12 protein-coding genes are annotated in these 7,853 nt (G+C 41.0%); 8 read left to right on the top strand and 4 right to left on the bottom strand.

What is annotated here, in order from left to right:
• Positions 1-152: 152 nt before the first annotated feature.
• Entirely contained in the window at positions 153-1,220 is a 1,068-nt protein-coding gene (locus NGM62_RS21105; RefSeq protein ID WP_262250300.1) for a helix-turn-helix domain-containing protein, read from the bottom strand.
• A gap of 473 nt (positions 1,221-1,693) precedes the next feature.
• Here NGM62_RS21105 and NGM62_RS21100 point away from each other — a divergent pair, with 473 nt between their 5' ends.
• From NGM62_RS21100 to NGM62_RS21080, 5 genes are all read left to right on the top strand, one after another.
• Positions 1,694-2,218 (top strand): class I SAM-dependent methyltransferase, encoded by a 525-nt coding sequence (locus NGM62_RS21100; protein ID WP_262250299.1) that lies wholly within the window; start codon positions 1,694-1,696, stop codon positions 2,216-2,218.
• A gap of 305 nt (positions 2,219-2,523) precedes the next feature.
• Positions 2,524-2,721: a hypothetical protein gene (locus NGM62_RS21095; protein WP_262250298.1), complete on the top strand. Its 198-nt coding sequence runs from the start codon at positions 2,524-2,526 to the stop codon at positions 2,719-2,721.
• The gene (locus tag NGM62_RS21090) at positions 2,711-3,052 is read left to right on the top strand and encodes a PIN domain-containing protein (protein ID WP_262250297.1); all 342 of its coding nucleotides are present in this window, start codon (positions 2,711-2,713) and stop codon (positions 3,050-3,052) included. Before NGM62_RS21095 ends, NGM62_RS21090 begins: the two co-directional genes overlap by 11 nt.
• 95 nt (positions 3,053-3,147) lie before the next feature.
• Positions 3,148-3,498, top strand: coding sequence for a hypothetical protein (locus tag NGM62_RS21085; protein ID WP_262250296.1), 351 nt, complete (start codon positions 3,148-3,150; stop codon positions 3,496-3,498).
• A gap of 19 nt (positions 3,499-3,517) precedes the next feature.
• Positions 3,518-3,748, top strand: a complete 231-nt coding sequence (locus NGM62_RS21080) for a hypothetical protein (protein WP_262250295.1) — start codon at positions 3,518-3,520, stop codon at positions 3,746-3,748.
• A 222-nt stretch (positions 3,749-3,970) separates the two neighbouring features.
• On the opposite strand, the gene NGM62_RS21075 is transcribed toward NGM62_RS21080, so the two are convergent.
• Entirely contained in the window at positions 3,971-4,705 is a 735-nt protein-coding gene (locus tag NGM62_RS21075) for a Cthe_2314 family HEPN domain-containing protein (protein ID WP_262250294.1), read from the bottom strand.
• A 947-nt stretch (positions 4,706-5,652) separates the two neighbouring features.
• Between NGM62_RS21075 and NGM62_RS21070 the strand changes: the two genes are divergently transcribed.
• From NGM62_RS21070 to NGM62_RS21060, 3 genes are read left to right on the top strand one after another with little or no spacing between them, the layout of a single operon-like run.
• Positions 5,653-6,153: a hypothetical protein gene (locus NGM62_RS21070; protein ID WP_262250293.1), complete on the top strand. Its 501-nt coding sequence runs from the start codon at positions 5,653-5,655 to the stop codon at positions 6,151-6,153.
• Between the two features lie 11 nt (positions 6,154-6,164).
• Positions 6,165-6,629 (top strand): helix-turn-helix domain-containing protein, encoded by a 465-nt coding sequence (locus tag NGM62_RS21065; RefSeq protein ID WP_262250292.1) that lies wholly within the window; start codon positions 6,165-6,167, stop codon positions 6,627-6,629.
• A gap of 29 nt (positions 6,630-6,658) precedes the next feature.
• On the top strand, positions 6,659-7,117 hold the full coding sequence (locus NGM62_RS21060) for a hypothetical protein (RefSeq protein ID WP_262250291.1): 459 nt from the start codon (positions 6,659-6,661) through the stop codon (positions 7,115-7,117).
• A gap of 30 nt (positions 7,118-7,147) precedes the next feature.
• Here NGM62_RS21060 and NGM62_RS21055 read toward each other — a convergent pair whose 3' ends face one another.
• The gene (locus NGM62_RS21055; RefSeq protein ID WP_262250290.1) at positions 7,148-7,366 is read right to left on the bottom strand and encodes a hypothetical protein; all 219 of its coding nucleotides are present in this window, start codon (positions 7,364-7,366) and stop codon (positions 7,148-7,150) included.
• 123 nt (positions 7,367-7,489) lie between these two features.
• Positions 7,490-7,853 (bottom strand): Rpn family recombination-promoting nuclease/putative transposase (locus tag NGM62_RS21050; RefSeq protein ID WP_262250289.1); only part of this gene is annotated, 364 nt, incomplete at its 5' end.

Here is a 7,853-nt window from a genome sequence, read left to right as displayed (position 1 = left end):
AATTTTAACTAAACCGCTGGCCCAGGATTAGGGGAGTATTACAAAGCGAGGTGTGCACCTCAATATCCAACTCGAAAAACGGCACAACCAAGTCCAGCAGGTGCAAGTCGATAAAATACAGGCGTCGGTGATAGCAAGCTTCATTACTTATCTTACATAACCAACGATTGGCTCCTGAAGTCGGAAAGTTTCATGTTTTTGAGTGCTGCTCCCTTGCTTATTGAAATCAACTCCTCGGCGAGGGCCCGATAAAGCAATTGGTCAAACCTAGTTGCTTTTTCAACACCGACATAAACATTTGGTTCTTCAGTGCGCCACCCCATCTGTTTCATCATATTAAAAAATTGGTTCTTATAATTGTCATTGACAATATTAAGCAAATTGGCCCGATAAACCAATGCTTGCATGGATATCCCATATTGACTTTTTATATGACCGAGCTCAGTAACCGAAAGTCGATTACGGTGATCACCCAGCTCTTCGCGAACAGTCTGTTCTGGCAGTAGCATTGCCCCCGCAAACTGGTGGCATAATTTCTCCCGCTGATTTTCGGAAAGTTGCGGGTCAAACTTCAACAGCAAATGTCCAAGCTCATGCAGCAAGGTGAAGCGAACGCGATCAAGTTTATCAGCAATGTTCTTGTTATAAGCGATAACCGGGATATTATCATTCACCTTGGTTTGCAAACCATCAAATGAAATATCAGCATCGATTTCAACAATCTTGATGTGCTTGTCTTCCAACAATTCAGGGATATTAAAAATCGGCCCTAGTCCCAGGTTCCAAGCCTTTCGGAGTGTAAGTGCAGCTTCATCAATTTGTTTAAATTCACGTATTACGGGAAAATCATTCAATGGATCTTTAAAATCGTATTTGACACCTAACAGTTCCTCCAGCTCCAAATACCTTGACAGGTATTCCCGAGTTTGCTCAATAATCTTCTGCTCCTCTTTGACAGGCATTCTCTTAAGCTTTCGATATTCGATCGGACCAAGCTCTACCGCCATTGGTCTGAAAAAATAATCCGGACGTACATTAAGCGCGTCGCTAATCAGCGATAGTTTTTCACTATCCGGCACCACCTCTCCTTTCTCATACTTATGTAGAGCCTGCTTGGTCACCTTGTTGCCCAAGGCATCGGCAAGTCCCTGCAAAGAAAATCCGTTCAGTAGGCGGGCTGATTTAAATCGTTCTCCAAATAGTTGGTTCATAGCTATCATACTCCTTTCGGTTAGTTTGACAAACTAATCGCGAAAAGGTTTACAAAAATAAATATGTTTTTCATATTGTCAACTATAAATGTAAATCTGCCACACCTATCACGTGAACAATACACCTAAAAAATATTTAATGACATCATGTCATGATTTATGATATTTATTGTTACTGGTTTACGACTTATTTTTTGAATTGATTTTTGTCAATCTATTCTTTATAAATAAATCATAAAGAATGGAGCAAAGCGTCTTAAATTTAGCATAGCAAGATTCGACCACTATTATGCGAAGCTCCGTATTTACACCTTCACTTACTCCAACTCTATCTGCTAGCTTTATATACACCCTCGCTGACACTCTCACCTCTCGAAATCTGACCATATCTTTGAAATAGCCATGGATTCGACCAATCTGTACAAACGTGCATAAATAAAAAAGTTTCGCTAGCTTTATCGTGGTTGTAAAAGCAAACGACATTGAAAATACAGGAAGCTATCGCGCTTATTGAACTGGGGATACTTTCGGAAGAGAAACCTCAGCATTGGGCTGACCTGGGTTGTGGGAACGGTACGTTTACCTATGCCCTCGCCCACCTCTTGTCTCGGGGAAGTAGCATTACAGCCGTGGATCGTTTGCCACAAAAGCTGAATAGAACCGCAGGAAGCAACGTGTCCATTCAATTTCAGCTAGCGGATATCAACCTTGAAAGTTTAACTTTGCCCAAGTTGGACGGCATACTAATGGCCAATTCGATCCACTATATCCAGGAACAAGAAAGGCTTGTAAAACGACTGGAACCATACTTCAATACAGAAAAACAACTCCTTATCGTTGAATATGAATCCACTACCCCAAATCGGTGGGTACCCTTTCCTATTACATTCAGCAAATTAAGCACGCTCTTTGATAACCTGGGATATGAGGTGGTAACCAAGGTTAACGAAAGGCCTTCATCCTTCGGCGGAACGATGTATGCTGCATTGATTCGATCGAAAGAATAGCTAAAAAATGCCTATACATATCCTAAGCAAAACAAATATGGTATTTTGGCTTATCTTCTTTTCAATCGCAATATTGATTATTCTGGTTGTATACAGACTATTAGCAGCGAAGAAAAAATATGAAAACCCTACATTCAATACGTTGCTTGCTACATGAACATTCCGGAAACCAAAAGTGGGGAAGAACCACTTTCCCCGGAATATTCACAAATCTTGTCCGCTGTATTCAACAAACTTATCCGTGTCCAGCGAAATCCGAAGTATGATATTTTGATTAACAAGTCATCTTTCGTAAGTTTGTTGATATGAGAACGGTAACATTGGAAATTTTGAATGAGAAAGCGATGAACCTCCTTCGTGATTTGGAGCAACTGAAGCTGCTGCGTTTCCGTAAAGATTCTCAACAAGCTTCCAAACATGCAAAAAAGAAGGTGACTTTTGACGCCGTTGCTATTGACACAACTGGCTTTAAATTTGATCGAGACGAAGCGAATGAGCGCTAAGGTCTTTTTGGACACCAATATTTTAGTCTACTCCTATTCCGTATCAGAAAAGGACAAACGGCTTACCGCCCGTAAACTTATTAGCGAAACCGATTCGCATATCAGCACACAACTATTAACCGAATTGACTAACACGCTGACACGTAAGTTCAAACTTTCTTTTGACGAGGCGTTAAAGGCCATTAAAGAATGTTGTACAAATAACTATGTATTTGTAAACAACCCTGAGACAATAAATGGTGCTATTAAAATAGCAGATAAGTATCGTTTCTCTTTCTATGATAGCCTTATAATAAGTGCTGCACTTGAGTCAGATTGCAAGGTATTGTAGTCAGAAGATTTGCATAACGGGCAGGTTATAGAAAAGAAGTTGACGATTATAAACCCATTCGGAAGGAAATAAAACAGGCTTCCTATATTGTCCACTTGCTGTTTAGAGGCTATAAAATCATTGCATCCACCCACTCTCCGGTATTCTTGGAGTTCGCTTGGGCCTTCCATTATTTACAAAAAGCAAACACCGGAGATAGTTATTTGGCGGAACTGTTTAACCTCGCACCTTCCGAGGCAGTAAGCGAGCTGTTTAAAAATATCCTGAAGAAAAAGAAAATCAATACTTATTACTTCGATAGGGAAAATGATGCAGTACAAGTAAAAGATATATCATCGCTGGATGCCGGAAGTGAGGATCTTTCCGTTGCCGATTGGGGCGGATTGTCTTCGTTTAGTTCGAAAGCATCCGATATTATCTCTAAGGTGATGGCCCAAGAAGTTTAAAGAACAACCAATGCCTGGTATGACATTTAAAGAAGCTGTAGAGGCGACTCCAGACGTAAAAACTTGTTATCAAGCAGGATTAAGAGCACTCGGTAGCGATAGCAAGAAAATCTATCTGCAAGACACTTCGAAATGCGAAGGCAGTGTGGATATTGACGGATGTACGACACCTGTTTACCCGCAAAGCAACCGATGGGATTACTGTTTCTCTTATAAAGGCGAAGTTTTCTTTGCCGAAGTACATACCTAATACGACAGAGGTGAGCACGGTACTTAGAAAGCTACGTTGGCTGAAAGACTGGCTGAACCACGATGCACCAGAACTTGCTAAATTAAAGGCACAAAGCCAAAGCCCTTACTACTGGATCCAGTCGTCTAAGTTCAATATACCAAAAACATCGAAGCAATATAGGCTGGTCGTACAGGAAGGGATAAAGCCGATATCTACGTTGAGATTGAGCTAAACATCCTTTCAGTTATCCGGTTCAAGTTGGTGGATCTGCATCATTGAGTCCCTTATTGAAAAAAAGAAATCTCGAAGGTGTTCGAGAGAACGGTCAAGAATCTCAACTTGTCTGGGGTATTCAATGAAATGCCCTGCACTTGCGCCGTATGACCTGCCGTCATCAGAAATCACCCCTCTTCTGTCCGAACTGAGTTTGGAGAATTTATGTGCAAGCGAGTTGCGGATATCGTTTGCTTCTTTCAAATCGGTATATGCCCTATTCACATAATTATGGATTTCTGAGTGGCCGTTTGCGTCTAATTTTAGTAGTATTTCATCACCGTTGACCCTGTGCTCTTTGATATCTAGATCAAAGGCAAGATTGATGATCTGATAGATCGTATCCCTTGCAGCAATCAGGTAGTAGAATGAGGTCTCTGCATAGAATTCAAAGTTGAACAATTGGATAACTTTGAATTCGTCCCCGAAATCCTCCTCTCCGATGGCCAGCCCCCTATTGAAATTGACCACCATGTTAACGTAGGATTGGCGTAAGTTCCAGATTTTCTTGCTTAGGTAGGCATCCCATTCATAAAGATTATTCTTTATGTAAACACCCTTTATGGTTTCCTTTCGGGTCAACAATAGCGTCATTTCTTTCACGTAAGGGAACCCAAACCGTGTGATTGTCGGGAACTTATTCGATACGGTGAGCCATTCGTCCTTCGACGGATAGCGATAATTCTCCATTTTGAGTATCATACATATATGCAAATTTCTGTATATGCCAATATCGGGATATAAAGGTCGTGATACTGCAAATTACAACATCGCTTTCAATTTTGAAAATAGCCGCTAAAAATCAACACGAAGATAAGCGAAGGAAATGAGAGAATTTACGGGAAACCGGAAGGTTGTAAGCGGCAATTAAAAGTGTAGAGTTTTTGGCAATCAGGAATACATAATTTTCGGCAACAAAGAGTGCATAACAATGGCAACAATAAGTACAGAACGTGTGCAAATGTATATCAGCCGTTTTGATTCTCAAAGAACGATTTTCGATTTTTCATCCTGTAGCTATCTCCGGTCTTATGGAAAGCTTTCCATAAGAAAGGAAATTCACTCAGAGGAAAAAAATTATAGTTGGCACTATCCGGATATTAGTGCTATTATTGAAAATAGAAACCGTTCTTTGAGGTCCTGTGGAGGCGGGTCAAATTATAAGAACGGTAGGTCAAATAAATCGGAATAGACAAACTCGTCACAAAAATACGGCGGGNGAAACCGTTCTTTGAGGTCCTGTGGAGGCGGGTCAAATTATAAGAACGGTAGGTCAAATAAATCGGAATAGACAAACTCGTCACAAAAATACGGCGGGTCGTCACAAAAATTCTTTCTCCGGTATTGTACGTTCGGTATCGACACATCTTACTCGACAATCATGTGGTTATCATGCAGAGCAAAAAGAAAGCCCCGAAAAGGGGAGAATCGGGGCTTTCTTTTAGCTGAATACATTCCGCGATCCCTTGTGCGATACACCTAAACTTCTTATCTTTAGGGCAGACCAATAGATGTAAACCTCATTAAAATGGAATTTAGCGAATTGGCCGATGAGGTGAAGAAGTTGAGGCTGAAAAATTATTGTTTACTTTTTAGTGAACAAACCCTTGCAGATCTCCTGACGGATGAGTATCTTTGCTAAAATATGCTTGATAGCTAGCTATGACAAGGTGACCTATTACTCGGTTGCTATCGTGGATGGCGATGACGAACAACCTTCATATTTTCAAAAATTTGTCGATAGACACCAAGAGGAAAATAAGGGAAAACTGAATCATATCCTATCTTGGCTGCAGCAAATCGGCAAAGTGTATGGTGCAAAGCCGAGTTTGTTTAGGGAGGAAAGGGAAGCCCAAGCGTTACCGCCGAAAGGTGTAAATCGCCGGCCAACTTATATTGAAATGGGTGAGCCTGCCATCAATAACCTTAGGCTTTACTGTTATCGACTGTCTGAAAGGGTAGTATTTTTATTCGATGGAGATGTCAAAACAGCCGATGCGGCACAAGACTGCCCGCAGGTACGGCCACATTTTAGGATGGCAAACCAATTGGCCCGAGCCATAAACGAGGCATTTAAGCAACAAGATATTGAATGGAATGATGATTGCAGCGATATTATTTATGACGAGGATTTTTTGCTGATATTCTAAAGGAAGGTACCATGAAAAAGGAAGGGAAATCACATGCCCGCAATGCGGGTATTACTAACGATAATAATTTGATCTCAAATTGGTTGGACACACATGGCGATCCAGCCATAGACAAACTGGTGAAGCGTAATCTGGCTATCGCCAACAGGATAGCAGATATACTTTCCCAAAAAAATATGAAGCCTGCTGATTTGGCAAAAACAATGGGCAAGCAGCGGTCTGAAATCAGCAAATGGCTAAGCGGAACTCATAGTTTTTCTACTAAAACGCTCACCTACATTGAATGCGCATTGGGCCAGGATATTATTTCTGTGTATGCTTCGTTACAAGATGCAATATCTTCCCCAACGGCCACGATAAAAGAGAAATACAGCAACAATGCGACGATAGAAGTCGATGTAGCAGGGAATACCGCAGAACAAGAAATGCCGGTGAGGCCTATTCATAATACATTTAAATACCCAACCGCGGTATAACGGATTACCGAAAGTAATTCCCATTTAATATGGCAGAAGACAAATTTGTAATTGGCCTAACCGAAGTTAAAACTGAGGTATTCACGATAAACGACCCTAGCGATGACATAATCAAGTCATTCGACGTGAATTTATTAAACGTTAGTGTTAACGTTTACTTCGAAACCAATACCGCGGGTAATAAAGTGGCTGTCAACCTAGAGTTCATTTATGACTACGGGGACGACGCTCGCGGCGATTTACGGCGTTTACTTCATTATGAGGGCGTGTTTACTTTCGGATTTGATGACCTAAAGAGTTTTTCAAACCCTGAAACCCAAAACATTCGGCTCCCCAACCATGTGTTGGAAAGATTACTTGACCTATCCATATCAACCGCAAGGGGAATTATTATCGCTAAATCCACCGGCTCGTTCATCAACAAATATTACCTTCCGGTATTTGACGTGAAGCGGTTGTTGGGGGATGTGGAAACGGGGCGAAATTAGATCTAGCCCCCTTAAGAAATAATGTTAAGCCTACTTGGCTGTCAATTCGGCTTTAACTTTCTGCACAAAACCCAGAGAAACAGATGCCAACTCAGCAATTTTTTCATCATCGAAATCGGTGTTGAACAATAAGTTTTTTACAAATTGGAAACCAGCTTCTTCCTTCCCTGCTTCCTTCGCTTCCCTCCTTACCGCGTTAAACGCATTCTGCGTATCCCATTTAGCCTTTAAACTTGCTTCGTATGCCATACGTTCCTCCTTTCCTAATTTTGCTACTTCCGATATCTTAAAGATAAGCTGAAACCTGCATAAATTGCCATAGGCCAAAAGGCACGGATAATTTATGCAAGCTTCATTGCCGTTAAAAATCAATTAATTCGAATGAGAAACCCGCTTATCCAAAAATATCGGAACCTTATCCAGCGTGCTCATATGCTTCAACAGATACATCCACTTATCCGTATCTGTAAGCAGATCACCTTCTTCCTTTGCAAAGTTAGGCAATTCAAGAAATTTAAAACCCAGTTTATTGTAAAAAACTTTTCCTGACGTCTTTTCCATTAAGGCAATATCGTGGAAATATCTGCCCTGTTCATCGGTATCCATAGGGAACTCCAGAATGCCGATGAAGTAAACTTCAGGCAGTTCATAATTGTTGGATTCTTTGCCCTTTTTCAGCAACCGTTGGATGATGGATAAAACGCATATGCTGACCCCCGTAACGGGCATGTTGACC

This window comes from Parapedobacter soli, from assembly GCF_025460835.1.
Classification (GTDB): Bacteria; Bacteroidota; Bacteroidia; order Sphingobacteriales; family Sphingobacteriaceae; genus Parapedobacter; species Parapedobacter soli.
The sequence above is the reverse complement of the archived record's forward strand: the minus strand, read 5'-3'. Positions and strand labels throughout refer to the sequence as shown.

What these genes read in the sequence shown, in the direction of transcription:
- NGM62_RS21075 (WP_262250294.1), bottom strand. Translation starts at nt 4,705, where the DNA reads ATGATACTCAAAATGGAGAATTATCGCTATCCGTCGAAGGACGAATGG.
- NGM62_RS21105 (WP_262250300.1), bottom strand. Translation starts at nt 1,220, where the DNA reads ATGATAGCTATGAACCAACTATTTGGAGAACGATTTAAATCAGCCCGC.
- NGM62_RS21090 (WP_262250297.1), top strand. Translation starts at nt 2,711, where the DNA reads ATGAGCGCTAAGGTCTTTTTGGACACCAATATTTTAGTCTACTCCTAT.
- NGM62_RS21055 (WP_262250290.1), bottom strand. Translation starts at nt 7,366, where the DNA reads ATGGCATACGAAGCAAGTTTAAAGGCTAAATGGGATACGCAGAATGCG.
- NGM62_RS21080 (WP_262250295.1), top strand. Translation starts at nt 3,518, where the DNA reads ATGACATTTAAAGAAGCTGTAGAGGCGACTCCAGACGTAAAAACTTGT.
- NGM62_RS21095 (WP_262250298.1), top strand. Translation starts at nt 2,524, where the DNA reads ATGAGAACGGTAACATTGGAAATTTTGAATGAGAAAGCGATGAACCTC.
- NGM62_RS21060 (WP_262250291.1), top strand. Translation starts at nt 6,659, where the DNA reads ATGGCAGAAGACAAATTTGTAATTGGCCTAACCGAAGTTAAAACTGAG.
- NGM62_RS21065 (WP_262250292.1), top strand. Translation starts at nt 6,165, where the DNA reads ATGAAAAAGGAAGGGAAATCACATGCCCGCAATGCGGGTATTACTAAC.